22 protein-coding genes are annotated in these 24,729 nt (G+C 62.5%); 9 read left to right on the forward strand and 13 right to left on the reverse strand.

All coding sequences use genetic code 11. The features are described from left to right. Positions 1-11: 11 nt before the first annotated feature. Positions 12-2,123, reverse strand: a complete 2,112-nt coding sequence (gene glyS / locus PIN31009_RS23045; protein WP_150791682.1) for a glycine--tRNA ligase subunit beta — start codon at positions 2,121-2,123, stop codon at positions 12-14. Further along, a complete protein-coding gene (glyQ, locus tag PIN31009_RS23050) occupies positions 2,120-3,058 on the reverse strand; it encodes a glycine--tRNA ligase subunit alpha (protein ID WP_058379905.1) in 939 nt (312 codons plus the stop codon). The genes glyS and glyQ overlap by 4 nt, the downstream gene beginning before the upstream one ends. On the opposite strand from glyQ, the gene PIN31009_RS27975 reads away from it, so the two are divergent. Further along, complete coding sequence (locus PIN31009_RS27975; RefSeq protein WP_157125864.1) at positions 3,057-3,212, forward strand: hypothetical protein; 156 nt, start codon at positions 3,057-3,059, stop codon at positions 3,210-3,212. The two genes, glyQ and PIN31009_RS27975, sit on opposite strands and share 2 nt — an antisense overlap. 99 nt (positions 3,213-3,311) lie before the next feature. Here PIN31009_RS27975 and lnt read toward each other — a convergent pair whose 3' ends face one another. From lnt to PIN31009_RS28390, 10 genes are all read right to left on the reverse strand, one after another. Beyond that, complete coding sequence (gene lnt, locus PIN31009_RS23055) at positions 3,312-4,859, reverse strand: apolipoprotein N-acyltransferase (protein ID WP_246185818.1); 1,548 nt, start codon at positions 4,857-4,859, stop codon at positions 3,312-3,314. Between the two features lie 21 nt (positions 4,860-4,880). Beyond that, the gene (locus PIN31009_RS23060; protein ID WP_150686219.1) at positions 4,881-5,756 is read right to left on the reverse strand and encodes a CorC family transporter; all 876 of its coding nucleotides are present in this window, start codon (positions 5,754-5,756) and stop codon (positions 4,881-4,883) included. A 78-nt stretch (positions 5,757-5,834) separates the two neighbouring features. Continuing rightward, complete coding sequence (locus tag PIN31009_RS23065; protein ID WP_087686429.1) at positions 5,835-6,533, reverse strand: gamma-glutamylcyclotransferase; 699 nt, start codon at positions 6,531-6,533, stop codon at positions 5,835-5,837. A gap of 21 nt (positions 6,534-6,554) precedes the next feature. Further along, on the reverse strand, positions 6,555-7,112 hold the full coding sequence (ybeY, locus tag PIN31009_RS23070) for an rRNA maturation RNase YbeY (RefSeq protein ID WP_150791684.1): 558 nt from the start codon (positions 7,110-7,112) through the stop codon (positions 6,555-6,557). Beyond that, positions 7,109-8,179 carry a PhoH family protein gene (locus tag PIN31009_RS23075; RefSeq protein ID WP_058376106.1) on the reverse strand — a complete coding sequence of 357 codons (1,071 nt, stop codon included), beginning with the start codon at positions 8,177-8,179 and terminating at the stop codon, positions 7,109-7,111. The genes ybeY and PIN31009_RS23075 overlap by 4 nt, the downstream gene beginning before the upstream one ends. 46 nt (positions 8,180-8,225) lie before the next feature. Beyond that, positions 8,226-9,569, reverse strand: a complete 1,344-nt coding sequence (gene miaB / locus PIN31009_RS23080) for a tRNA (N6-isopentenyl adenosine(37)-C2)-methylthiotransferase MiaB (RefSeq protein WP_150686222.1) — start codon at positions 9,567-9,569, stop codon at positions 8,226-8,228. A gap of 279 nt (positions 9,570-9,848) precedes the next feature. After that, complete coding sequence (locus PIN31009_RS23085; RefSeq protein ID WP_150686223.1) at positions 9,849-10,787, reverse strand: metal ABC transporter solute-binding protein, Zn/Mn family; 939 nt, start codon at positions 10,785-10,787, stop codon at positions 9,849-9,851. Positions 10,788-10,798: 11 nt separating this feature from the next. Next, a complete protein-coding gene (locus tag PIN31009_RS23090) occupies positions 10,799-11,677 on the reverse strand; it encodes a metal ABC transporter permease (RefSeq protein WP_174997353.1) in 879 nt (292 codons plus the stop codon). Continuing rightward, positions 11,667-12,440: a metal ABC transporter ATP-binding protein gene (locus PIN31009_RS23095; RefSeq protein ID WP_174996247.1), complete on the reverse strand. Its 774-nt coding sequence runs from the start codon at positions 12,438-12,440 to the stop codon at positions 11,667-11,669. The genes PIN31009_RS23090 and PIN31009_RS23095 overlap by 11 nt, the downstream gene beginning before the upstream one ends. After that, entirely contained in the window at positions 12,437-12,559 is a 123-nt protein-coding gene (locus PIN31009_RS28390; protein WP_257786045.1) for a hypothetical protein, read from the reverse strand. The genes PIN31009_RS23095 and PIN31009_RS28390 overlap by 4 nt, the downstream gene beginning before the upstream one ends. A gap of 1,019 nt (positions 12,560-13,578) precedes the next feature. On the opposite strand from PIN31009_RS28390, the gene PIN31009_RS23100 reads away from it, so the two are divergent. Genes PIN31009_RS23100 through PIN31009_RS23115 form a run of 4 tightly spaced genes read left to right on the forward strand, consistent with a single transcriptional unit; the run spans position 13,579 to position 18,793 of the window. Then, a complete protein-coding gene (locus PIN31009_RS23100) occupies positions 13,579-15,501 on the forward strand; it encodes a PrkA family serine protein kinase (RefSeq protein WP_058376101.1) in 1,923 nt (640 codons plus the stop codon). Between the two features lie 15 nt (positions 15,502-15,516). Beyond that, positions 15,517-16,779 carry a YeaH/YhbH family protein gene (locus PIN31009_RS23105; protein WP_058376100.1) on the forward strand — a complete coding sequence of 421 codons (1,263 nt, stop codon included), beginning with the start codon at positions 15,517-15,519 and terminating at the stop codon, positions 16,777-16,779. A 2-nt stretch (positions 16,780-16,781) separates the two neighbouring features. Further along, on the forward strand, positions 16,782-18,329 hold the full coding sequence (locus tag PIN31009_RS23110; RefSeq protein WP_058376099.1) for a SpoVR family protein: 1,548 nt from the start codon (positions 16,782-16,784) through the stop codon (positions 18,327-18,329). A gap of 50 nt (positions 18,330-18,379) precedes the next feature. Beyond that, on the forward strand, positions 18,380-18,793 hold the full coding sequence (locus tag PIN31009_RS23115) for a VOC family protein (protein ID WP_150791685.1): 414 nt from the start codon (positions 18,380-18,382) through the stop codon (positions 18,791-18,793). On the opposite strand, the gene PIN31009_RS23120 is transcribed toward PIN31009_RS23115, so the two are convergent. Beyond that, positions 18,790-20,157, reverse strand: coding sequence for a GGDEF domain-containing protein (locus tag PIN31009_RS23120; protein ID WP_150686227.1), 1,368 nt, complete (start codon positions 20,155-20,157; stop codon positions 18,790-18,792). The genes PIN31009_RS23115 and PIN31009_RS23120 overlap by 4 nt on opposite strands. Positions 20,158-21,026: 869 nt before the next feature. Here PIN31009_RS23120 and PIN31009_RS23125 point away from each other — a divergent pair. The 4 genes from PIN31009_RS23125 to PIN31009_RS23140 all read left to right on the forward strand — a co-directional run bounded on the left by PIN31009_RS23125 (position 21,027) and on the right by PIN31009_RS23140 (position 24,630). Then, entirely contained in the window at positions 21,027-21,761 is a 735-nt protein-coding gene (locus PIN31009_RS23125; RefSeq protein WP_058376096.1) for an ABC transporter permease, read from the forward strand. 67 nt (positions 21,762-21,828) lie between these two features. Further along, positions 21,829-22,731, forward strand: a complete 903-nt coding sequence (locus PIN31009_RS23130; RefSeq protein ID WP_150686386.1) for a glycine betaine ABC transporter substrate-binding protein — start codon at positions 21,829-21,831, stop codon at positions 22,729-22,731. A 52-nt stretch (positions 22,732-22,783) separates the two neighbouring features. After that, positions 22,784-23,431 (forward strand): ABC transporter permease, encoded by a 648-nt coding sequence (locus tag PIN31009_RS23135; protein ID WP_058376095.1) that lies wholly within the window; start codon positions 22,784-22,786, stop codon positions 23,429-23,431. Beyond that, positions 23,428-24,630 (forward strand): osmoprotectant ABC transporter ATP-binding protein OsmV, encoded by a 1,203-nt coding sequence (locus tag PIN31009_RS23140; protein ID WP_087686437.1) that lies wholly within the window; start codon positions 23,428-23,430, stop codon positions 24,628-24,630. Before PIN31009_RS23135 ends, PIN31009_RS23140 begins: the two co-directional genes overlap by 4 nt. Positions 24,631-24,729: the final 99 nt, after the last annotated feature.

Consider the following 24,729-nt stretch of genomic DNA (forward strand, 5'->3'; position numbering starts at 1 on the left):
ATATCGGCAAATTAGGCGGCGAGCTTCGAGAGATCGGCCACACGGTTCATCTGCACGTGCAGGCGCGTGAGCAACGCGAGGCGGTTGTTGCGCAGTGCCTCGTCGTCGGCCATCACCATCACGTCGTTGAAGAAGGCATCGACCGCATCGCGCAATTGCGCCAGCGCCGTGAGCGCCTGCTCGTACTGACGCGCCTCGAAGCTCGTCTCCACCAGCGGCGTCACCTTGTCGAGCGCAGCGGCGAGCGCCTTCTCGGCCGGTTCCATCAGCAGCGACGGCTGAATCACACCGTCCGGCGGCGCCGCCGTCTTCTTCAGAATGTTGCCGATACGCTTGTTGGCGGCGGCCAGCGCTTCGGCTTGCGGCAGTGCCGAGAACGCACGCACGGCTTCCAGACGCTCGATCAAGTCACCCAGATACGGGGGCTGATTGGCCAGCACGGCTTCGATTTCGTTCGCACCGAAACCACGCTCGCGCAGGTAACCGCGCACGCGATCGAGCACAAACAGGTAGACGTCGTGCAGATAGGCGCCATCGGCCACGCCCGTGGTGAAGCCTTCGTAAGTCACGCGCAGCAGGTCGGGCAGCATCACGGGCAGACGCTTCTCGATGAGCATGCGCGCGATGCCGAGGGCATGGCGACGCAGCGCAAACGGGTCTTTTTCACCGGTCGGTTGCAGGCCGATGCCCCAGATGCCGACGAGCGTTTCGAGCTTGTCGGCCAGTGCCACGGCCGTGCCGGTCGGGCTCACGGGCAACGCATCGCCGGCAAAGCGCGGCTGATAGTGTTCCGAGCACGCGAGGGCGACATCGTCCGGCTCGCCGTCATGGCGTGCGTAGTACGTGCCCATCGTGCCTTGCAGTTCCGGGAACTCGCCGACCATGTCGGTCAGCAAGTCGGCCTTGGCCAGCAGTGCACCGCGCTCGGCCAGTGCCACGTCGCTGCCGGTCATCTGTGCAATCGCACCCGCGAGTGCCGAGAGGCGCTTCGTGCGTTCGAGCTGCGAGCCGAGCTTGTTGTGATACACGACGTTGGCGAGCAACGGCACGCGATCGGCCAGCGGCTTCTTCTTGTCCTGCTCGAAGAAGAACTTCGCATCGGCCAGACGCGGGCGCACCACGCGCTCGTTGCCGGTCACGATCTGCTCGGGCTTGTCGGTGGCGATGTTCGAGACGATCAGGAAGCGGTTCGTCAGACGGCCACCCTCGGCGAGCGGCTTGTCGGTGAGCGCGAAGTACTTCTGATTCGTCTGCATCGTGAGAATCAGGCATTCCTGCGGCACGGCGAGGAATTCACTTTCGAAATGGCAGGCGTAGACGGCCGGCCATTCCACCAGTGCGGTGACTTCGTCGAGCAGCGAGTCGGGCATGACCACGTGGTCGTTGCCGGCAGCGGCCAGCAGTTGCTCGCGAATCGCATCGCGGCGGGCCGTGTAGCTCGCGTAGACCTTGCCTTCATCGAGCAGCGTGGCGGCGTATTCGTCCGCCTGATGGATCACGACTTCGCCGTTCGACAGGAAGCGGTGACCCAGCGTCTTGTTGCCCGAGGCCAGACCGATCGCCGTCGCCGGCACGAGCGTGTCGCCGTGCAGCGCAATCAGGCCATGCACCGGGCGCACGAACTGCACCGTTTCGCCGTCGGGGCGCTGGTAGCTCATGACCTTCGGGATGGGCAGCTTGCCGAGCGTTTCGTCGAGCGAGGCTTGCAGCGCGTCGGCCAGTTGGGCACCGGCGGCCGTGTAGGTATGGAAGAAGGCTTCGGCCTTGCCGTCCATGGCGCGCTCGAGGCTTGCGACCGGTAGGTCGGCGAAGCCCATCGCGGCGAGCTTCTTCGCGAGCGGCGGGGTCGGGTTGCCGCTGGCGTCGAGCGCGACGGACACCGGCAGCACCTTCGCGCGGATGGTGGCATCCGGGGCGCGCTCGAGCACGTGGGTGATCGTGACGGCCAGACGGCGCGGCGTGGCGTACGGCGTGACGACGCTGGCGTCGGTCGTGAGACCACGCGAGCGCAGGCCGTTGGCGATGCCATCGGCAAAGGCGTCGCCCAGACGTGCCAGTGCCTTCGGCGGCAGTTCTTCGGTCAGCAGTTCGACCAGCAGGGTACGTTGTGCGGTGCTCATCATGCGGCTTGCGTTCGGGTTTGGGCGGCGGGGGCGTTCAGCATCGGGAAACCGAGCTTCTCGCGCGAAGCGTAGTAGGCCTGTGCGATCAGACGCGACAGCGCCCGGATACGGCCGATGTACGCCGCACGCTCAGTCACCGAGATGGCGCCACGGGCGTCGAGCAGGTTGAAGGTGTGTGCCGCCTTCAGAATCATTTCGTAGGCCGGCAGGGCCAGTTCGGCTTCGATGAGGCGCTTGGCTTCGCTCTCGTAGTTGTCGAAGAAGCTGAACAGCATCGGCTGGTTCGAGTGCTCGAAGTTGTACGTCGACTGCTCGACTTCGTTCTGATGGAACACGTCGCCGTACGTCAGGCGGCGCGTCACCGGGCCGTCAGCCGTCTGCTCTTCCCATTCCGTCCACACGAGGTCGTACACGTTCTCGACCTGTTGCAGATACATCGCCAGACGCTCGATGCCGTACGTGATTTCGCCGAGCACGGGCTTGCAGTCCAGACCGCCCACTTGCTGGAAGTAGGTGAACTGCGTGACTTCCATGCCGTTGAGCCACACTTCCCAGCCCAGACCCCAGGCGCCGAGCGTGGGGTTTTCCCAGTCGTCTTCGACGAAGCGCACGTCGTTTTCGGTCAGATCGAGACCGAGCGCGCGCAGCGAACCCAGATACAGGTCGAGAATGTTCTCCGGTGCCGGCTTGAGCACCACCTGATACTGGTAGTAGTGCTGCATGCGGTTCGGGTTCTCACCGTAACGGCCATCCTTCGGACGGCGCGACGGCTGCACGTAGGCGGCGCGCCACGGCTCCGGGCCGATCGCGCGCAGGAACGTGGCGGTGTGCGAGGTACCGGCGCCGACCTCCATGTCGTAAGGCTGGAGTAACGCACAGCCTTGCTTGTCCCAGTAATCCTGCAACGTCAGGATGACTTGTTGAAAGGTAAGCATGATGAATTCGCGCGGACGAAAAGAGAAATATGCGGATTTTGCGCAGTTCATCGGCCCGGCCGCGAGCGCGGCCGACGAACTGGGGCCTGTTCATCCTGATATCGGGCAAGGATTGCCCGCCAAAAACCAGGGTGAACAGGCCCCAAAACCTTGAATTTTAGCGGGAATCCGGCCCGAGCGGGGTGTTGGCCGACCAATGACGCGCCAGCCTTGCCGCAGCGCCCGTCAAGCGTGGCGCATTTATGTGACGGATTCAGCGCGTGCGGCGACCGGCGATCAGGCCAAGGCCGAGGGCGGCCAGCGCCAGCAGCAGTGCCGGCACATTGCCGAAACGCACGTAAGGCGTGAGGCCCGTGTAGGGCTGCACCTTGCCCGTGAGCGCGCCGACGGTCATCGCCGGCAGGCGGCCTTGCACGCGACCCTGTGCATCGATGATGGCCGTCGTGCCGGTGTTGGTCGCACGCAGCATCGGACGTCCGGTTTCGAGCGTGCGCATGCGGGCGATTTGCAGATGCTGATCTAGTGCAATGGTGTCGCCGAACCACGCCAGATTGGTCGAGTTGGCGAGCACCGTTGCGGGCTCCGGCATGTTGCGTAGCGCCTGAGCGATCTCTTCGCCGAACAAGTCTTCGTAGCAGATGTCGAGCGCCACACGCTGATCGCGCACCGGGAAGCCGGTCGGCGTTGCCGAGCCGCGCAGGAAGTCGCCCAGCGGGATATGCATCATGTCGACAAACCACCGGAAGCCCCACGGCACGAACTCGCCGAATGGCACGAGATGGTGTTTGTCGTAGCGGTGCAGCGTCTGGTCGCGCGGCGTGACGCCGAACAGACTGTTGGTCAAATCCGTCGGACCTTGCGGCGTCAACGTCGCGCCCACAGCGCCGAGCACGACGTGCGAGCCGGTGCGGTCCGCAAATTCGCGGATCGGTGCGGCAATTTCCGGAGGAATCCCTTGCAGCAGCACCGGGAAGGCCGTTTCCGGCGTAATGATCAGGTCGGCCGGCGCTGCGGTGATCATGTCGCGATAGAGTGCCATCGCGTGATCGATACCGGCACGCTCGAACTTCATGTCCTGCGGGATATTGCCTTGCAGCAGTCGCACCGTGAGCGGTTGCCCAGAAGGCGTGGTCCATGCGTGACGGGCGAGGCCGGTACCGATGCTGAGCAGTGCGAGCACCCCGACGACCGCGAGCAGTCGGCGTGCCGGTCGCGTCGCCATGTTCAGCGGCAACACCGCACGCGCGAGCCATGCGGCGGCCAGTGCAGCAAGACCGCCAATGCCATACACGCCGAGCAGCGGCGCAAAGCCGGCGAGCGGGCCATCGACGTGGGCGTAACCGGGCGTGAGCCACGGGAAGCCAGTGAAGACGGTGCCACGCAGCCATTCGGCGAGCGTCCAACTGCCGGCAAACGCCAACGCACGCCACGGGCCCGTGGCCGGTACCCAGCGCGTGACGAAGGTCGCGAGTGCGGGGTAGATCGCCAGATAAAGCGAGAACAGCACGACAGCGGCACCGGCCATCACGCCGGGCATGCCACCGTACGTGTGCATGCTGATGTAGAGCCACCAGATGCCGGAGACGAACGACGCCACGCCGAAACAGCCGCCGAGCCACAACGCATCGCGCCGCGATGCGCTGCGCTCGACCAGCGCAAACAGGCCGGCCATCGCCAGCAGTTGCAGCCACCAGTCATCGCGGGGTGCGAAAGCCAGCGTTTGTGCAATACCGGCCAGACCGGCGAGCGCACGCGCACGCCAGGCCGGCCACGAGCGCCGCTCGGGCGCGTGGACGGTCATTTCCTGCATGGATCGATGAGGTTAGTCAGTCTGAACGACGGGTGCCGGTTCCACGCGCCGCAACAGCAGCATATGGATCTGACGGCCGTCGGCACGCAGCACCTCGAACACGAGATTGCCGACGCGCAGACGTTCGCCACGACGCGGCACACGACCGAACTGGTGCGTGATCATACCGCCGATCGTGTCGTTTTCCGCGTCGACGAACTGGGTGCCGAACGCGTCGTTGAACTGCTCGATTTCGGTGAGCGCGCGAATGCGATAACTGCCGTCGGGCGCCGCGATGATGTTGTCTTCTTCTTCGTCGAAGTCGTACTCGTCTTCGATGTCGCCGACGATTTGTTCGAGCACGTCTTCAATGGTGATGAGACCGGCCACGCCGCCGTATTCGTCCACGACGATGGCGATGTGGTTGCGGTTCACGCGGAAGTCATGCAGCAACACGTTCAGACGCTTCGACTCGGGGATGAACACCGCCGGGCGCAGCATGTCGCGCACATCGAAGTCGTGATTCGCGTAGAAGCGAAGCAGATCCTTCGCGAGCAGAATGCCGATGATGTTGTCGCGATTGCCTTCGTACACGGGATAGCGCGAGTGCGCCTGTTCCAGTGCGAACGGCATGAATTCTTCGGGAGTCTGTTCGATGTTGATGGCGTCCATCTGGGCGCGGGGCACCATGATGTCGCGTGCGCACAGATCGGCCACCTGGAACACGCCCTCGATCATCGCCAGAGAATCGGCGTCCATCAGGTTGCGGGCGTGAGCGTCTTGCAGAATTTCGAGCAACTCTGCGCGCGACTCCGGCTCCGGGGAAATCAGATCGGTGAGGCGTTCGAGCAGAGAGCGAGGTTTTTCGGGCTTTTTTTGACCGGGTCGACTGGGATAAGGGTCGTTCATGACGGCGCGTCCAAGTTGGGCGGACGCCGAGCTGTTTCAGGAAGCTAAAGGATACACCAGATGCACGCCATTGCCGTGTCAGCGCTGGCCGGTCGGTGCACCGCAGCGGTGCAGCACGGCTTCGAGCGCGGGGTCGGGCATGCCCGCTTCGCGTAGTGCTTTGACCGTGCGGGCCACGTAATCGTGGGTGGTGCCGTAGCGGCCCTGTGCCTGATCGAAGACCTTGCGCACGATGTTGTCGGGCAGACGGCCGGCGTAACTTTTCACGTCGCGGCGCATCACGAAAGCCAGCGCGGGGGTCGTGCGACCGTCGGCGAGCGCGCAGTGCAGCCACGCCGGACGGTACGAGCCCATCGCCATTTCACGATGCCAGAGCGATTCGAGGTGTGCGCGTGCGGTTGCTGCCGAGAGGCGCAATGCCACGCCGGCGCATGAGCCGCCCCGGTCGAGCGCGAGCACGAGGCCGGGGTGTTCCGGGGTGCCGCGATTGACGCGCGACCACAGATAAAGGCCCCGGTGATAGCCGAACACGCGGGCGTGCAGGCTTTCTTCCATCGGCACGCCCGGGTTCCAGATCAGCGAGCCGTAGGCGAAGATCCAGAGATCCTGCTTGCCGTTCCAGCCGGCGAGGGCGGCGTCGAGCGAGCGCGACAGCTCTTCGGGGCTCAGATGGCGGGCGATGCCGAGGTCGGGCGGGTACTGGGTGCATCCGGGGCCGCTCGACACGCTGGCCTGAGGGGATTCGGGGGCGGTCGGGTGGTCTGGGATGCGGTCCATGCGGTCTATGCGTTCGGCGGTTCAGGCGCGGCGCGATTTGGCCGGCGGGGTGGTCTTGGCAGCGGCCGGCGTGGTCTTGGGCGTCTTGCGCTGCGTGGCGATCTTCTCCGACGCATAAGGATCGGCGTAGCCGAGGCCGGCGAGAATCTCCGTCTCCAGCGCTTCCATTTCCTCGGCTTCGTCGTCTTCTTCGTGATCGTAGCCTTGCGCGTGCAGTACGCCGTGCACGATCAGATGGGCGTAATGCGCCTCAAGCGTCAGGCCCTGCTCGTTCGCTTCGCGCTCGACCACCGGGCAGCACAGCACGATGTCGCCCATGACCGGGTCGCTCTCGTCTTGCGCGTACGCGAACGTCAGCACATTGGTCGCGTAGTCCTTGCCGCGATAGCTGCGGTTCAGCTCCTGACCTTCGTCGGCATCGACAAAGCGCAGCGTCAGCTCGGCGTCGGCCAGTTGCGCGGCCTGCACCCAGCGGCGCAGGTTGGCGCGCGAGAGCACCGCCTTGTGGGCGGCGAAGTCGCGCCCGAGCACGAACTGGCTCGTGAGCGTCAGCGCGTGACGGGGGCGGGCACCGCTCATGCGTTGCCTCGCGGCGCACGCGCCTGACGGGGTTGGCGCGGCTCATGATCGGCCGAGGCCGGCAGATCGAGTCCCGCTTCTGCGTGTTGGGCGTGGGCTTCGTACGCATCGACGATGCGCGCGACCAGCGGGTGACGCACCACATCCACGCTGGTGAAACGGGTCATCGCGATGCCGCGCACGTTCTTCAGAATCACTTGCGCTTCGTTCAGGCCGCTCTTGTGGCCACGCGGCAAGTCGACCTGCGTCGTATCGCCCGTCACCACGGCCTTGCTGCCGAAGCCGATCCGCGTGAGGAACATCTTCATCTGTTCCGGCGTGGTGTTCTGCGCCTCGTCCAGAATGATGAACGCGTGATTGAGCGTGCGCCCGCGCATATAGGCAAGCGGCGCAATTTCGATCATCTGCTTCTCGAAGTACTTCTGCGTCTTGTCGAAGCCGAGCAGATCGTAGAGTGCGTCGTAGAGCGGGCGCAGGTACGGGTCGACCTTCTGCGCGAGATCGCCGGGCAGAAAGCCGAGACGCTCACCGGCCTCGACGGCCGGGCGGGTCAGCACGATGCGCTTGACCGCGTCGCGCTCGAGCGCATCGACGGCGCAGGCCACCGCCAGATACGTCTTGCCGGTGCCCGCCGGTCCGATGCCGAACGTGACATCGTGCGACAGAATCTGCTTGAGGTAGTCGCGCTGCGCCGGCGTGCGGCCGTGCAGGTCGGTGCGGCGGGTGTGCAGCACCGGCGAGCCGGTTTCCGTCTCGTCACCCGTGGCGAACGGATTATCGTCGCCGTGGCGCAGGATCGGCTCATGGCCCTGACGCGTTTCCACCAGACCCAGCTGAATGTCGTCGACCGACAGCGGTTCGGTGGCGCGGTTGTAGAAGCTTTCCAGCGCCTGCGTCGCGATGACGGCACTCTTGCCGCGAATCGTGAAGCGATGGCCCCGGCGGGAAATCGACACGTCGAGAGCCTGTTCAATCTGGCGCAGGTTCTCGTCGAGCGGGCCGCAAAGGTTGGCCAGCCGGCGATTGTCGTCGCGCGGCGCGGTAAATTCTTGGGCGAGTGCTTTCAAGATGATCCGGTGTGATGGGTCAGTGCTGTCAGGGCAGTCAGTGCGATCAGTGCGTGATGATCAGTTCGCCGCGCAGTGAGTGCGGGTAGGCGAAGGTGATCACCACGTCCGTCATCTGGCCGATGAGTGCGCTGCGTTGTGCCTCGGACGCCGGGAAGTTGACCACGCGGTTGTTCTCGGTGCGGCCTTGCAACTCGTTCGGATCTTTGCGCGAGACGCCTTCGACCAGAATGCGCTGACGCGAGCCGACCATGCGCTGGCTGATGCGCGCGGCGTTCTCTTCGACCACGGCCTGCAAGTGTTGCAGGCGGCGCAGCTTCACTTCGCGCGGCGTGTCGTCCGGCAGGTTGGCGGCGGGCGTGCCCGGGCGCGGGCTGTAGATGAACGAGAAGCTCGTGTCGTAGCCGATCTCGTGAATCATCGCCATGAGCTTGTCGAAATCTTCTTCGGTCTCGCCGGGGAAGCCGACGATGAAGTCCGACGACATCGACATGTCCGGGCGCACCTGACGCAGACGGCGAATGATCGACTTGTATTCCAGCGCCGTGTAACCGCGCTTCATGGCCGAGAGCACGCGGTCGGCGCCGTGCTGCACCGGCAGGTGCAGGTGGCTCACGAGCTTGGGCACCTTCGCGTACATGTCGATCAGGCGCTGCGTGAATTCCTTCGGATGGCTCGTCGTGAAGCGAATGCGCTCGATGCCGGGCACTTCGGCCACGTACTCCACCAGCAGGGCGAAGTCGGCGATTTCGCCGTCGGCCATCAGGCCGCGGTAGGCGTTCACGTTCTGACCCAGCAGCGTGATTTCGCGCACGCCTTGCTCGGCCAGACCGGCAATTTCCGTGAGCACGTCTTCAAACGGACGCGAGACTTCGTCGCCGCGCGTGTACGGCACGACGCAGTAGCTACAGTATTTGGAGCAGCCTTCCATGATCGAGACGAAGGCCGTGGCACCGTCGACCTTGGCGGGCGGCAGGTGATCGAACTTCTCGATTTCCGGGAACGAGATGTCGACTTGCGAGCGGCCGGTGGAACGGCGCGCTTCGAGCATCTGCGGCAGGCGGTGCAGGGTTTGCGGGCCGAACACCACGTCGACGTACGGGGCGCGCTGCACGATGGCGGCGCCTTCCTGACTGGCGACACAGCCGCCGACGCCGATCACGAGATCCGGCTTGATTTCCTTGAGGGCGCGCATGCGGCCCAGATCCGAGAACACCTTTTCCTGCGCCTTTTCACGCACCGAGCAGGTGTTGAACAGGATGACGTCAGCGTCTTCGGGGGTGTCGGTCTTCTCGAGACCCTCGGCGGCGCCGAGCACGTCCGCCATCTTGTCGGAGTCGTACTCGTTCATCTGACAGCCGAACGTCTTGATGTAAATCTTCTTTGCCATTGAGTGTGCGCCGTTCGCAGTGGTTAACCTGGGGGCGTCCGTAATTGGTTATTTCGGAGGTTTTCCGGGGTTCTGTCGGGTGGCCGGCCAGAGAAAAAAGCGGCAGCCAAAACGCAAAAGCCGGCGTGGCCGGCCTGTCCGGACCTCCGTAGCGGGGCCGGTGAGTGGTGCGCGCATTATACCGCGTGAACGGCAGGGGTATTGCGTCAGGTGGACGCTGGCGGCGTCACGGCTGCCCGGGCCGGCGAGGGCCGGCCGGGGCAGCGAGGCCAGCCGTGCTTAGCGGTTGTCCTTCATCGCGGCGGCGATGGCGCGGATGTTGTGCTGGAACAACTGGAGGTAGGTCGAGGCTTCCGGGTTTTGCGAGAGCGCGTCTGAATAGAGCTTGCCGTCGACCTGCACCTTCGCGTCGTGCGCGATGCGTTGAATCAGGCGCGGATTCGAGATGTTCTCCATGAACACGGCCTTGATGCCCGTGCGGCGGATGATGCGGATCAGGTTGGCCACGTCGCGCGCGCTGGCTTCGCTTTCCGTCGACACGCCTTCCGGGGCCAGGAACTTGATCTCGAAGCGCTCGCCCAGATAGCCGAAGGCGTCATGCGAGGTCAGCACCACGCGGCGGTTGGCCGGCACGGCGGCGAGTTGCTTGCGGGCCCATGTAATCAGGTCGTCGAGGGCGAGCTGATAGTTCTTCGCACGATCGGTGTAGTAGGCGCGCCCGGCCGGATCGGCCTGCGAGAGCGCGGCGGCGACCTTGTCGACCATCGACTTCACCAGCACCGGGTCTTGGAACATGTGCGGGTCGGTGACGACCTTACCGTCATCGCGCATGGTGCGGGGCTTGAGCCCGTCGGTGACCGTCACGATCTTGCCCGGGTAGTGGCTGGCCTTCATCAGGCGCGGCAGCCAGCCCTCGAAACCGAGGCCGTTCACGAAGAACAGCTTCGTGCCCGAGAGTTTGGCGACGTCGGCCGGGGTCGGCTCATAGACGTGCGTGTCCTGATCGGGGCCGACCAGTGTCGTGACGTCGACGCGGTCGCCGCCCACCACCTTCACGATGTCGGACAGGATGCTGAAGCTCACACCGACCGGCAGACGTGTGTCTTGTGCCTGTGCCGGGCCGGCGGCTGCCAGCGTGAGCGCGACCGACGAAAGCAGCGCGGCGAAGAAACGCGCACCCGGCCATGATTTACCGCCCGATTTACCCAATCCGAACATGTTTTCCTCTCTTAGATCGCCGGAGCCTGTGTGCGGCCCGGCGTGACAAGGAGCGCACCAAGATAGGCGATCCCTGCCGTCAAAACGATGGCCGGCCCCGATGGGCAGGCCAGATAGTACGAAATCAGCAGTCCGATGACGCTCGACGCGCTGGCGACCAGCCACGCCACGAGCAGCATGCCCGGCAGCGTGCTCGCCACCAGACGGGCGGTGGCCGCCGGCAACATCATCAGACCCACGGCCATGAGCGTGCCCATGGCCTGAAACCCTGCGACCAGATTCATCACCGTCAGCACGGTGAAGCCGAGGTGATAGCGCAGCACGGCTTTGCCATGCCCGTGGCCGAGAAACGCCGGATCGGCGCTGTCGAGCACGAGGCCGCGATAATGCCAGCCGAACCACACCAGCGTCACGGTCGCGATGGCGGCCACGAGAATCAGCGACGGGTCGTCCACCGCCAGCACCGAGCCGAACAGCAGGTGCATCAGGTCGACGCTGTTGCCCCATTTCGAGACGATCACCACGCCGCCCGCCAGCGCCAGCAAGTAAAAGCCGGCAAAAGACGCGCCTTCATCGAGCCGCGTGCGGCGGCTCGACACCCCGGCCAGCAACGCCACGAGCAGACCGGCGACCATACCGCCGCCGGCCATCCACGGCAGCGACAACCCGCCGATCAGATACCCCACGGCAGCGCCCGGCAGCACGGCATGCGAGAGCGAATCGCCCATCAGGCTCATGCGCCGCAGCAGCAGAAACACCCCTACGGGCGTGCAACCGAGCGACAGCGCGAGGCTGCCGACCAGCGCGTGGCGCATGAAATCGAATTCCGCAAACGGGCCGATCAGCAGGTGGATCAAGTTGCCCACGGCGCCCAGCGACTCAAGCGCCATGGCGGCCTCCTGCGGTGAAGGTCGTGTAGCCGCCGGCGTCGGATAGGCCGACGTGCGCGTTGCCGCCAACGCCACCGAGACCGCCTATGCCGAATGCGCCGCCTGCCGACGGGAAGCCACTATGTAAACAGTCGGCCGGCCGTCCGGCGGCAACCAGCTTGCCGGCCATTACGGCGACATAAGCGAAGCGTTCCAGTACCAGCGGCAGATCGTGCAGCACCGTCACCACCGTGCGACCCTCGTTGCGCCATTGATCCAGCAAAGCCAGCAACAGTTCCGCAGACGGCACATCGATGCCGGTAAGGGGTTCATCCAGCAAAACGATCGGCGCATCTTCGACGATCAGGCGGGCGAAGCGGGCACGCTGCCATTGGCCGCCCGACAAGACTTCCAGCGGCTGGGCGCGCTTGTCGGCAAGCCCGACACGGCTGAGGGCTTCGTGGGCGCGCGCGAACTCGTCGCGGCCGAGCCGGCGGGCATCGCCGGTGCGGCGCCACGTGCCGGTGAGCACATATTCTTCCACGCACATCGGGAAGCGATGGTCGGTCTCGGGGCGTTGCGAGAGATAGGCGACGGGCTCGTCGCAAATGACATTGCCCGTGGTCGCCTTCTGGAGACCAGCGAGCACGCGCAGCAGTGTGGTCTTGCCACCGCCGTTCGGGCCCACGACCGCCGACAGCACGCCGGGCGCAAACGTCGCGTCCACGCCTTCGAGCGCAAGGTTGGGGCCGAAACGGACCGAGAGATTACGGCAGCCGATCACGAGGCGACTCCCTGGAGTGCCCAGAGGACGAGCGCCCATAGCGGCACGAGCACCAGCAGGGTGAGTGCGGTGCGTTGCCAGCCAGCGAGGCGATAGAGCCAAACGGAAAAGCGAATCATGGCGCGGGTAGGGCGGACATCACACAGATTGCAACTGTGTAATAAATGCAACAAAGTTGCATTATTACATGATTCGTCAGGCACGTCGCGGGCGTCGATGAGGGTGGACGGACTGGCGGGGGAGGCTCGGGGTGGGGGCGGGGCGTCGGTGAGACACAACGGGTTACATATCGCCGCAGCACGTTTTTGCGAACCGGCGTAACATGACTTCACGCTGAATCGACTGGCATGGTGTTCGCTTCATTCCAGAGTTCGGCAATATGCAAGGCATCGATGAGACGGCGACATGGTGCGACGCAGCGACTCTCGCGCGACGCGGCATGCCGACCCTGCCTGAGGAGGTTCGCCCGTTCAATCATCCGATCGTCGTCGGCTTTCCGGTCACGGCTCCATGCCAGTCGCGCATGCAGTGCGTGTGACCTTCGCGGCTTGCGCAGCCGCGCGGCTTCTGCCGGAACGCTACTCGTCTCGCGCCCACGTCTTCGCTTTCGTCGACGTCGTCGGGCCGCCCACTCTTTTTTCCAAAAAACATCGCACGCAGCGTGCAGACATTTCCTGTTTAACACTATCGAATAAATAGGATTACTTAATAATTAGCGACACATTACGATGTGTTGCGAATGCAGGCAAACCCGAGTGCGCAATGCGTGTCGACACGCGTGAGAATTCGCTCGAATTTTGATGTATTTCAACGAGCATGCGCAATGCGTAGATTTCTCGGAAACCCTTACGGGCTGCGGGTTATCGAGGATGCTTAGCGCTGCGGAAAATATCTAGCGACAGTTTTTTTGTTTGTGCATATGATGAGTTAACGGTTGCTTTTTCCAGTGACAAGTTTAAAGTCAACCTAAACCGATTTTGAGTCGTTCATGTGAGGGAGGGGACAGTGCGAAAGGTTTCGCGAACGTCGCTCCGGCATGCAGTGAGCCAGGTCGAAACCATTGCGCAGTCATCCGGGTCTTAGGCAACAGAGCGGGCATCGCGTTGCGGTGTTTTCCGATGAAGCGGGGGTGAGGCATATGGATATTTTCAGCCACTACACGACACGTTTCGACGCACGCAAGGAAGAGGAGTACAGCATCCAGGAGTATCTGGAGATCTGTAAGAAGGACTCGACCGCGTATGCGTCGGCGGCCGAACGAATGCTGCGCGCCATCGGTGAGCCCGAGCTCATCGATACGCACCATGACCCGCGGCTCTCGCGGCTCTTCTCGAACAAGATCATCAAGATCTATCCGGCCTTCCGTGACTTTTACGGCATGGAAGACACCATCGAGCAAATCGTCTCGTTCTTCAAACACGCCGCGCAGGGGCTCGAAGAACGCAAGCAGATCCTGTATCTGCTCGGGCCTCCGGGCGGCGGCAAATCGTCGCTGGCCGAGAAGCTGAAGGTGTTGATGGAAGAAGTGCCCATCTACTGCCTGAAGGGATCGCCGGTGCACGAGTCGCCTCTGGGCCTGTTCTCGCCCGAGGAAGACGGCAAGATTCTTGAAGAGGACTTCGGTATCCCGATTCGGTATCTCACGACGATTCCTTCGCCGTGGGCGACCAAGCGCCTGAACGAATTCAACGGCGACATCACCAAGTTCCGCGTGGTGAAGCTGCGTCCGTCGGTGCTGCAACAGATCGCCATCGCCAAGACCGAACCAGGTGACGAGAACAATCAGGACATCTCGTCGCTGGTCGGCAAGGTCGATATCCGCAAGCTCGAAGAATTCCCGCAGGACGATCCGGATGCCTACTCGTATTCCGGCGGCCTCTGTCTGGCCAATCGCGGCCTGCTCGAATTCGTCGAAATGTTCAAGGCCCCGATCAAGGTGCTGCACCCGTTGCTGACCGCAACGCAGGAAGGCAACTACAAGGGTACGGAAGGGTTCGGTGCGATTCCGTTCGACGGCATCGTGCTCGCCCACTCGAACGAGGCGGAATGGCAGAGCTTCAAGGGCAACCGCAATAACGAGGCTTTCCTCGACCGGATCTATATCGTGAAGGTGCCGTACTGCCTGCGCGTGACCGACGAGGTGAAGATCTACGAGAAGCTCGTGAAGAACAGCTCGCTCGCCAATGCGCCGCGCGCCCCGAACGTGCTCAAGATGCTCGCGCAGTTCGCCGTGCTCACGCGTCTGAAGGAGCCGGAGAATTCCAACGTCTTCTCCAAGGTGCGCGTCTACGACGGCGAGAACCTCAAGGACATCGACCCGAAGGCCAAGTCGTATCAGGAGTATCGCGACTACGCCGGGGTGGACGAAGGCATGACCGGCATGTCGACGCGTTTCGCCTTCAAGGTGCTCTCGAAGGTGTTCAACTTCGACAACACCGAAGTCGCGGCCAACCCGGTGCACATGCTGTATGTGCTCGAACAGCAGATCGAGCGCGAGCAGTATGCGGGCGAAGTCGAGAAGCGCTATCTCTCTTACATCAAGGAGTATCTGACCGCACCGTTCGTCGAGTTCATCGGCAAGGAAATTCAGACCGCGTATCTGGAGTCGTACTCCGAGTACGGTCAGAACATCTTCGACCGCTATGTGAATTTTGCAGATCTCTGGATTCAGGATCAGGAGTATCGCGATCCGAATACCGGCGAAATTCTCGATCGCACGGCGCTCAACGATGAACTGGAGAAAGTCGAGAAGCCGGCCGGCATCACGAACCCGAAGGACTTCCGCAACGAGATCGTCAACTTCGTCCTGCGTGCGCGCGCCAACAACGCGGGCAAGAATCCGCTCTGGACAAGTTACGAGAAGCTGCGGGCCGTCATCGAGAAGCGCATGTTCTCCACGACCGAGGACTTGCTGCCGGTGATCTCCTTCAATGCGAAGTCGTCCAAAGAGGATCAGGAAAAGCACGCCAACTTCGTCAACCGGATGGTGGAAAAAGGCTATACCCCGAAGCAGGTTCGCCTGCTCGTGGAATGGTACCTGCGCGTGCGCAAATCCTCGTAACCACTCGGGGCCACTATGTCAGCGATCATCGACAGACGGCAAAACGGTAAGAACAAAAGCGCCATCAACCAGCAACGCTTTATCAAGCGCTACCGCGATCAGATTCGGCGCGCGGTAGCGAAGGCGGTGTCTGGGCGCAAGATCACCGATATCGATGGCAGCGGACAGGTCTCGATCCCGGTCAAGGACATCTCGGAGCCCTTGTTCCACCACGGGCCCGGCGGGCGGCGGGAGATGGTACATCCCGGCAACCGCGAGTTCGTGGTGGGCGATAACTTCGAGCGTCCGCCATCGGGCGCCGGTGGCGGCGGCAGCCGCGCCAGCGATTCGGGCGAGGGCGAGGACGATTTCGTCTTCAACCTCTCGCGCGAGGAGTTCCTGAAATTCTTCTTCGAGGACATGGCGCTGCCAGACCTCGCTAAACGCCGGCTCGCGCAGATCCCGGAGTTTCGCAAGGTGCGGGCGGGTTATTCCATCGACGGTACGCCGTCGAATCTGAACGTCATCCGTACGATGCGCAGCTCGCTGGGCCGCCGCATCGCACTCACCGCACCGTATCGCAAGCAGTTGCGAGAGCTCGAGAACGAGTACGCCGATGTCGTGGCGCGCGAAGGCGATACCTCGCCACGCGCCGTCGCCCTCGCGCACGAGATCACGCACCTGCGCACGCGCGTCGAAGCGATTCCGTATATCGAGAAGCTCGATCTGCGCTATTCGAACCGCGTCATGCAGCCACGTCCGCAGGCGCAGGCCGTCATGTTCTGTCTGATGGACGTGTCGGGCTCGATGGACCAGAGCCGCAAGGATCTCGCCAAGCGCTTCTTCATGCTGCTCTACATGTTCCTGCGGCATAACTACGAGCGCATCGATCTGGTGCTGATCCGGCACCACACGACGGCGAAGGAAGTCAACGAGGACGACTTCTTCTACGCGCGGGAATCGGGCGGCACGGTGGTGTCGAGCGCGCTCAAGCTGATGATGGAAGTCATCGCCGACCGCTACTCGCCGAGCGACTGGAATATCTACGGCGCGCAGGTGTCGGACGGCGACAACTGGGATGGCGACTCGCCCATTTGCCGCGACATTCTGATGCAATCGATCATGCCCGCCGTGCAGTACTTCGCGTATGTCGAAGTGGCCAGCGCGGAACCGCAGAATTTGTGGAACGAGTACCTGTCGGTCAAGCAGCAGCATTCGAACTTCGCGATGCAACGCATCATGGAGGCCGCGGAGATCTACCCGGTGCTGCACGATTTGTTCAAGAAAAAGGCGGCCTGACTATGGCCTACATATCGACCGGATCGGAATGGACCTTCGAGCTGATTCAGCGTTACGAGCATGAGATCGCGCGCATCGCCGCGAACTTCAAGCTCGATACGTATCCGAACCAGATCGAGATCATCACCGCCGAGCAGATGCTCGACGCTTACGCCACCGTGGGGTTGCCCATCGGGTATCACCACTGGTCGTACGGCAAGCACTTCCTGTCGTCCGAGCGCGGCTACAAGCGCGGCCAGATGGGTCTCGCGTACGAGATCGTCATCAACTCGAGCCCCTGTATCGCGTATCTGATGGAAGAGAACAGCATGACCATGCAGGCGCTCACCATTGCGCACGCCAGTTACGGTCATAACTCGTTCTTCAAGGGCAACTACCTGTTTCGCACGTGGACGAACGCCGACGCCATCGTCGACTACCTGCTGTTCGCGCGTAACTACATCAGCGAGTGCGAGCAGCGTTACGGCGAGCAGTCGGTCGAGCTGTTGCTCGACTCGTGCCATGCACTGATGAACTACGGCGTGGACCGCTACAAGCGACCCAAGCGTCTGTCGCTCGCGCAGGAACAGGCGCGCCAGAAAGAGCGCGAAAACTACCTGCAATTGCAGATCAACGATCTGTGGCGCACGTTGCCGAATCACGTGCTGCACGATGACGACGAGGACGACGGGCTCGACCCGACCGACTCAGACGAACCGGCCTTCCCGGGCGAGCCGCAGGAGAACCTGCTGTACTTCTTCGAGAAGAACGCGCCGAAGCTTGCGCCGTGGCAGCGCGAGATCGTGCGTATCGTGCGCAAGCTCGCCCAGTATTTCTATCCGCAACGCCAGACCAAGGTGATGAACGAAGGCTGGGCGACGTTCTGGCACTACACGATTCTCCAGCAGCTCTACAAAGAGAAACTCGTCAACGACGCGTTCATGATGGAGTTTCTGCACGCGCACACGAACGTGGTGTATCAGCCATCGTTCGACAGCCCGTATTACAGCGGCCTCAACCCGTATGCGCTGGGTTTTGCGATGTTTCAGGACATCCGCCGCATGTGTGAGGAACCGACCGAGGAAGATCGTCTGTGGGCCCCGGATATTGCCGGCAGCGACTGGATCAAGACGCTCGACTTCGCGATGCGCAACTTCAAGGACGAGAGCTTCATCCAGCAATTCCTCTCGCCGAAGGTCATCCGCGATCTGAAGCTCTTTTCCGTGCTCGACGACGACCGGGACAGCCGCCTGCGTGTGACGGCCATTCACAACGACAACGGCTATCGCGAGATTCGCGAGATGCTCGCGCAGCAGTACAACCTCAGCACGCTGGAGCCGAATATTCAGGTCTCGCACGTCGATTTGCACGGCGACCGCTCGCTCACGCTGCGGCATGTGCAAAGCGACCGGAAGCCGCTCGACGAAGGTTTCGAAGAGGTGCTCAAGCACGTGGCACGTCTGTGGGGATTTACGGTGAGGCTGGAAACCGTGTTCGAAGACGGCCGCAGCGAGATGACCCACGAGACCAAGGTCGAAAAGCGCCGGCGTTATTCGCTGAGCGCGGCGTGAGTGCCGGATGAGCAGCGCATGAGTGCGAAGAGTTCGGTAGCGGCGGCCCGATGAAGATCCCGTTCGTCGCACTCGATCACGTGGTGCTGCGCACCGTGGATGTGGCGCGGCTACAGCACTTCTATGTCGACGTGCTGGGCTGCACGCTCGAGAAGGTGCAGGCCGATATCGGGCTCGTGCAATTACGTGCGGGCGACGCGTTGATCGATCTGGTCGACGTGGCCGGCGCCATCGGCCGGCAGGGTGGTGAAGCGCCGGGCGCCGAGGGGCACAATCTCGATCACTTCTGTCTGCGCGTCGAACCGTTCGACGACGAGGCCATCCGCAAAGGACTGGCCTCGCATGGCGTGACGCTCGGGGAAGTCGTGCAGCGGTACGGCGCACACGGCGAAGGGCCGTCCTGCTATCTCACCGATCCCGATGGGAATGTCGTGGAACTCAAGGGGCCGCCAACGCGAAGTTAGGCGGCCAGTTGGCCCAGCACGCTCTGATCGCGGCCCTTGTGCTTTGCCTGATACAGCGCCTTGTCGGCGCGCTCCAGCATTGCGCTGATGACCAGCGGCTCGCCCGGGTGCCATGACGCGATGCCCACACTGATCGTGATCGCTTCGCCGTCTTCACGTGCCTTGGCAGGCAGCAGGTCGGTACTGGCGCGTTTGACCGACTCGCGAATGCGATCTGCCACGCGCAATGCAGCGTGCTGATCGATTTCAGGCAGCACCACGGCAAACTCTTCCCCACCCAGACGCACGACGAAATCGCTCGGCAGCCGGATGCAATGCTGAATCGTATTGGCGATGCGTTGCAGCACGGTGTCGCCGAACGGATGCCCGTAGCGATCGTTGACCTGCTTGAACAAATCGATGTCGATGATCAGCACCGACAGCGGCGTGTTGTATTGCTGCACGCGATCCGCGACGATGCGGATGCGGTTGTCGAAATAGCGCCGGTTGTAGATATGCGTGAGCGGATCGATGAACACCTTCTCGACGAGATCGGTATTCGTGAGCGCCAGCGACTGATACTGGCGCGTGATTTCCCACACGAGCGCGAGCGTTGCTACACCCGGCGAGGCCAGCGCCAGCAGGCGGGCCGCGTACCACTGATACGACGCTTCACTCGGCGCGGTAAGCGCGAGCAGCAACTGGCACAGCGAGATGGTGACGACCACCCACACCAGCAGGAACAACTTGTGCGAAAGCCGCGTGACCGCCGCGATACGCCACCACAACGCGACGTAGGCGACGAAGAGTGCGCCCAGTGCCATCGTCTCGATGTCGACACCCCCGGCAAACTTTGGCGTGACGAGCGTGCGGGCCGCGCCGACCACCGAGAGCGATACCGTCAGCCAAATTATCAGCACCGTGGCGCCGTGGCGCGCCGCGTCGCGATAGCCGGGGCGCGTGTGCGGGTCGCTGCGTGTGCGCGAGTAACTGCGCACGCTGATCATCACGTACGCGGCGAAGCTCGCTTCGGCCACCAGCCAGAGCCAGAAGGGGGCGCGCGTGACGTGCGTTGAGATGCCAGCGAGCTGATTCGCCAACAACACCCCTTGCGTGAACATGAACAGGCCGCGCAGCAAAAACGCGCAGCCGAACTGGGCGAAGTAGCGCTTGCCGTTGTAGAGATACTGGACGCCGAGCAGGCACGCCGTCGATAAATTGAGGATGCCTCCGGCAGAGACTAAGAAGAACGTGAGCAACGGGTTCACCGCACCTTCGAAGGCGCGTGTGAGAAACCCCGCGAGGGTGAGCGCGGCACACGCGACGAGAATCGTCGTCGCAGCAACGCGGTTGCCCTGTTCGGTACGGCTGATGGTGCTTTTCATAGTTCTTATTTGCCAATCAACGCCCTCGTGCCTCGCGCACGATCGCTCTTTTACCGTCCAACCTTTGCACTCGCGACTGGCCGCCAGGTCATAGCCTCACGTTGCCGCCGCGTTTCCCCGATTTAGCGCTAAATGGTTGAAAACTAAGATAAACCTCGGAGAATACACGAGTTTCCAAGGGTTGGCATCCGTTTCCACGACCCCCCTCTAAATTCGCTCGGACCCGCATGAACAGGCGGGTTTCAGGCACTCGAAAAAGCGTTTAGAGGGTTCCTTACTAAGTCAGGAAAATAATTCGGCGCGACACACTGAACCGCTCTGCGAAACGCGCGATTTTTAAAAAATGGGACAAATCCCATTGACCTAGTGAGAACCCAGAGATGACGGGGGATTGCCGTGTGTGCAATTAATTCGGTATCCGATGTATATGAGAAATATCGCGGCAGATTATGCGAATTTGCAGTGCATTCGTAGCAGAAGGTGTCTCATGGGTTGGCATCGACGCACTATCTGTACTAGAATAAAAAAGGCCAATCGCTCTGACTGGCCAATAGAAACATAAGCGTTGCCGGTGTTCCTCGTTGCGCCGGCGATCCGTACCATCACGCAATGAGCTTGTGCAGTAAAACATTCGCGCGCTTTCAATAAGCGTGCATCGAGAGGCCCAGGCGCCCACGGCGTCGAAAGCTCGTCTCTCATGTCGCATATCGCGACGCCTGGTTCGTCACCGTTGTCTTTCTCAGACCTTCGGATCGAACACCTCACAATTCGCAAGGCAGCTATCAGTTGTCATGCTTGTTTGACCGCGTTGTCACGCGGGGCGATTGCTATTGCCTCGCGCCAGCGCTGCCAACCCATTCAAAGGGAGCATGAACGTGGCGAAGCAGTATCGCATTCTCTATCTGGCCGGTTTCGGGCTGCTTGGTGTTGCCGCCGCAGTCGCCGGTCTGGTGTATTGGCTGGGCGTGGATGCGCTCGTCAAATACCGGGGAGACCTGGTGTATTACACCCAACAGCACTTGAAGCTCGTGGCCATATCGATGGCGATGGCCATTGCCGTCGGCGTGCCTGCGGGCGTGTTGATCTCGCGGCCGATATTCGCGAAACATGCGGAGCGCGCGGTGCAGATCTTCAACATCGGCAACACGCTGCCGTCGCTCGCCGTGCTGGCGCTATCGATGGCAGTGCTCGGTATCGGCGATCGCCCGGCCATTCTGGCCCTGTGGCTCGCATCGTTGCTGCCGATCGTGCGCAACGCCTACGAAGGCCTGCGCCAAGTACCCGCCGCGTTGCGTGAATCGGCGCGCGGCATGGGCATGACGCCCGCGCAAGTGCTGTTTCGCGTGGACCTGCCCAACGCCATGCCGGTCATCATCGGCGGCATTCGCACCTCGCTCGCGATCAATGTCGGAACGGCGCCGCTCGCCTTCCTGATCGGGGCGGACAGTCTGGGACAACTGATTTTCCCGGGCATCTATTTGAACGACCAGACGAAGTTGTTGCTCGGCGCTGCCGGCACCGCGCTGCTTGCGCTCGTGCTCGACGGCATTGTCGCCTTCGCGAGCGGCCTCTGGTTTGCACGTCACGGCGCGGCCACGCGCTAAGACAAAGGAGACCCCACACGTGAAATCCATTTTCTCCCGAACACGCTTTGGCAAGCTGCCTCGTTTCATGAACGTAGCGCGCCGGACGCGCAAGCTCGCTGTCGTCGGCTTGGCGCTGACGGCCATGGCAGTGAGTGGCGTGGCGCAGGCCGCCACGCTCACCATCGGCGGCAAGAACTTCACTGAGCAACTGATTCTCTCCGAGATGACGGCGCAGTACCTGAAAAGCAAAGGCTACGACGTCGAACTCAAGAACGGTCTGGGCAGCGTGGTGATGCGCCAGGGCATGGAGAGCAACCAGCTCGACGTGGTCTGGGAATACACCGGCACGTCGCTGATCGTCTACAACAAGGTCACCGAGAAGCTCGACCCGGCGCAGACCTACGAGCGAGTGAAAGAACTCGACGGCAAGATCGGCATCGTCTGGCTGAACCCGTCGACGCTCAACAACACGTACGCCTTCGCCATGCCCGGCAAGATCGCCCGCGAAGCCGGCATCGAAACGGTCTCGCAACTGATCGAGCGATTCAAGGCGAATCCGAAGATGCAGTTCGCCTTCGACATGGAATTCGTCGGCCGCTCGGATGGTCTCGAACCGATGGAACAACTCTACGACTTCCATCTCGAGCGCGAGAACATCAAGCAGATGGACCCGGGCCTCGTCTACACGGCGCTCAAGAACGAGCAGATCGACAGCGGTCTGGTCTACACGAGCGACGGCCGCAACAAGGGTTTCGATCTGAAGGTGCTCACCGACGACAAGGGCTTCTTCCCCGCGTACGCGGCGACGCCGGTAGTGCGTAAGGAAGTGCTCGACGCGAATCCGAAGCTGGCCGACGAACTCAACGTGTTGGCCGCGAAGATCAACGACGAGAACATGCGCGAGATGAACGCCAAGGTCGACATCGAGCACAAGGGCGTGGCTCGCGTGGCGCGCGAATTCCTCTCACAGGAAGGGCTGGTGCAGTGAGGCCGTTGCCTCAGATGGCTCCGCCGCTGACGTCACAGATCGAGGAACTCCAATGATTGAATTTTTGACTCACAACTGGCACCGCATCCTGAACCTCACGGTCCAGCATGCGTGGCTGGTGGCCGCGTCGGTCGGCGCGGCCATCGTGGTCGGCGTGCCGCTGGGCGTGCTGGTCACGCGTTTTCGCTGGCTGTCGGGCGTCGTGCTCGGGTTGGCGACGGTCGTGCTCACGATCCCGTCGATCGCGCTGTTCGGCCTGATGATTCCGCTGCTGTCGGTCTATGGCATCGGTATCGGGCCGGCGCCGGCCGTGGCCGCCGTCTTTCTCTATTCGTTGTTGCCGATCATGCGCAACACGTGTCTGGCGCTGCAACAGATCGATCCGAGCATCCGCGAAGCGGGCATCGGCATCGGCATGACGTTCTGGCAGCGCTTGCGTCTGGTTGAGTTGCCGCTGGCGGTGCCAGTGGTGCTGGGCGGCGTACGCACGGCTGTTGTGATGAATATTGGCGTGATGGCCATTGGTGCCATCGTCGGCGCCGGCGGCCTCGGGGTGTTGATCACCCAAGGGATCAGCCAGAGCGATACCCGACAACTTGTCGTGGGTGCGGTCTTGGTGAGCTTGCTCGCCATCGTTGCCGACACTCTGTTGCACCGCCTCCAGCGCGTGCTGACACCCAAAGGAATTCGAACCGCATGATTACACTCGACAATCTCACCAAAAGCTTCGTCCAGAAGGACGGCACCCGCGTGAACGCCGTGAACTCGGTCAGTCTCGAAGTGCCGCCGGGCGAAATCTGCGTCTTTCTCGGCCCGTCGGGTTGCGGCAAGACGACCACGCTCAAGATGATCAACCGGTTGATCAAGCCCACGTCGGGCCGCATTCTGCTCAACGGCGAAGACACCGGCAAGATCAACGAAATCGAATTGCGCCGCCACATCGGCTACGTGATTCAGCAGATCGGTCTGTTCCCGAACATGACCATCGAAGAGAACATCACGGTGGTGCCGCGTCTGCTGGGCTGGGACAAGAAGCGCTGCCGCGAACGTGCGACCGAACTGATGGCGATGGTGGCCCTCGATCCGAAGCACTATCTGTCGCGTTATCCGCGCGAGTTGTCCGGCGGGCAGCAGCAGCGTATCGGCGTGATTCGCGCGTTGGCGGCCGATCCGCCCGTGCTGCTCATGGATGAGCCGTTCGGCGCGGTCGACCCGATCAATCGCGAGTCGATCCAGAACGAGTTCTTCCAGATGCAGCGTCAGTTGGGCAAGACCGTCATCATGGTGAGTCACGATATCGACGAGGCGATCAAGCTGGCCGACCGCATTGCGATCTTCCGGCAGGGGCGTCTGGTGCAGTACGCACAACCGGATGCGCTGCTGGCGCGCCCGGTCGACGAGTTCGTGGCGAGCTTTGTCGGTCACGACCGCATTCTGAAGCGCCTGCTGCTGGTGCGTGCGGAAGATGCCGCGACGCCGCAGCCGACCGTCAAGCCGCAGACCACGCTCGCGGAAGCCTACGGCATGATGGATGAGCTCGATACGCGTTCGCTGGTGGTTGTCGACGAAAACGCGAAGGCGCTGGGTTACATTGCCCGTCGCGACACCCGTCATGCACAGGGGACGTGTGGCGAGCGAGTGCGCGATTTCAAGGCGTCGGCGGTGGCCAACGACAATCTGCGTGTGTTGCTCTCGCGCATGTACGAACACAATCTGGCATCGCTGCCGGTGCTCGGCGACGACAATCAGTATCTGGGCGAAGTCACGCAGGATTCGATTGCCGACTATCTGAGTTCCGGCAAATCGCGGGGCAGTAGCGGCGGTGGTACGATTTCCGCCCCGTCGCTGCCCGGTTCGCCGAGCGTGGTGGCGAGTGTGCCGTTCGGGGCGCAGATTTAAGGCAGTGCGCGGTCCGGGCAAGATGATCTGCCACGACACGGTGTGAGGAAATGACGGTCCAGCAGGGCCGTCATTTTTGCATCTGTCGCATCTGTCGCA

The sequence above is a fragment of the Pandoraea iniqua genome (assembly GCF_902459685.1).
Lineage (GTDB): Bacteria > Pseudomonadota > Gammaproteobacteria > Burkholderiales > Burkholderiaceae > Pandoraea > Pandoraea iniqua.